The organism is Bacillus sp. LR_5 (genome assembly GCF_042709275.1).
Genome location: NZ_JAVAXX010000549.1, coordinates 1 through 1,868, shown reverse-complemented (window position 1 = coordinate 1,868; position 1,868 = coordinate 1). Strand labels below are relative to the sequence as shown.

Annotated in this window: 2 protein-coding genes; both read left to right on the top strand. The window is 44.9% G+C overall.

Going from position 1 to position 1,868, the window contains the following annotated elements; all coding sequences use genetic code 11:
• Positions 1-1,195: transglycosylase domain-containing protein (locus RAC86_RS38335; protein ID WP_377886919.1), on the top strand; the 1,195-nt coding region annotated here is incomplete at its 5' end.
• A 20-nt stretch (positions 1,196-1,215) separates the two neighbouring features.
• Positions 1,216-1,629 carry a thiol-disulfide oxidoreductase DCC family protein gene (locus RAC86_RS38330; RefSeq protein WP_015384506.1) on the top strand — a complete coding sequence of 138 codons (414 nt, stop codon included), beginning with the start codon at positions 1,216-1,218 and terminating at the stop codon, positions 1,627-1,629.
• Positions 1,630-1,868: the final 239 nt, after the last annotated feature.

The following is a 1,868-nucleotide window of genomic DNA, read 5'->3' as shown; positions in this document are numbered from 1 at the left end:
CACGAAAAGCCGTCAAGAACGTTTGCTTAAAGGGCTAAAAGATGCCGGGGTCATTACGGACAAAGAGCTGAAAAAAGCCGTAAAACAAAAAATCAAACTGGATGTTGAAAAAAGAGAAGACAAATATCCTGACTACGTTTCCTACGTCAATGATGAATTCACTCAGCTGGTGTCTGAATCAGAAGGCTTTGATAAACGCCTTCAAAAAGCATCAGGAAAACAAAAAGAAAAGATCGAAAACGAGCTGTCCGCAAGAGTCAGCACGCTGATGAAAGACGGCGTGAAAATTTATACTGCACTTGATCCGTACATGCAAAATCAAGTTGTGGCACAAATGAATTCCAAGCTCCCGTATGCGGACGTACAGGGCGGAGCGGCTGTGATTAATCACCAGACGCATCAAATCATCGCTCTATCCGGCGGGAAAAACTATCAAAAATATGACTTTAACCGCGCCTACCAGGCGTACAGGCAGCCGGGTTCATCCATTAAGCCGCTTCTTGATTACGGCCCTTATATTGAACAGACCGGCGCGACAACAAGCAGCACCATTGATGCCAGCAAGTTTTGCAGCAAAGACTACTGTCCGCAAAACTACAATAACCGCACTTACGGCACAGTGACGCTTGATACGGCGTTTAAAAATTCATATAATACCCCGGCTATTAGAATGCTCGACCGCGTCGGCATCCAAAAGGCATTCAGTTATATTGAGCCGTATCATTTTGCCAAACTTGTCGACAGTGACTATCTTCTTCCGGCGGCGCTTGGCGGATTTACAAACGGCATGACGCCTCTTGAGATGACAAAGGCTTATACGACATTCGGCAACAGCGGAAGCTATACGCCGAGCCATGCGATTACAAAGGTGACAGACCTTAAAGGAAAAACACTTTATAAATGGAATGATAAAGCGACTCAAATATTCAGCGTCCGCACGAACATGCATCTGAAAAAACTGATGTCTTCCGTTGTGAAAAGCGGAACAGGGAAAAAAGCATATTTCAATGCGCCTTACATCGGCGGTAAAACCGGAACATCAAATGATTATCACGATATGTGGTTTGTCGGCCTGACTGATACGTATACAATGGGTGTCTGGGTCGGAAAGGATACACCGACCAGCGTTGAATATCTTCACAGCATCAGCCCTCAGCTTTCCATCTGGAAAGGAACGCTGCAAGCGGCTTATTAAAGGATCGGAGGGGATATGGAGTGACTTCAGAACAAATTCCAAATCGCGTTTTGCTGTTTGACGGTGTCTGCAATTTATGCAATGGAGCCGTGCAGTTTATCATTAAACGTGATCCGGACGGATTGATTTCTTTCACATCGCTGCAGTCGGAAACAGGACAGAGCCTGCTGAAAAAAAGCGGGCTTCCGACTGATCGGTTTGACAGCTTTGTCTTTATTGAAGACGGCCAAGTGTACACAAAGTCAACTGCAGCCATTAAGGTTTTCAGGCATCTGCGAGGCCCATGGCGGCTCTTCGTCCTGTTTTTCGCAGTGCCGAAGCCTGTCAGAGATATGGTCTATTCTTTCATTGCCAACAACCGCTATAAGTGGTTTGGCAAAAAAAATGAATGTATGCTCCCCTCCCCTTCTATTAAAAAAAGATTTTTACCGTAAATAAAAAATGGCTAGGAAGCTAGCCATCACAGATTGTTGACAAAATCCTAAAACGGCTTCGTTTTAGGATTTTGTCATCTATTCAGCGTGATTGAAAACTTTTGAAGTTGTGAAACGGCGGAAACCTGAGAATCTAGCCGCCGTTTCATTGCGTACAGAGCACGAAGCGCAAATCTGACCACCAAACGCTGAAATGGCTAGCTACACAGGTAAGCTAGCCATTATGCTATTATAAACCT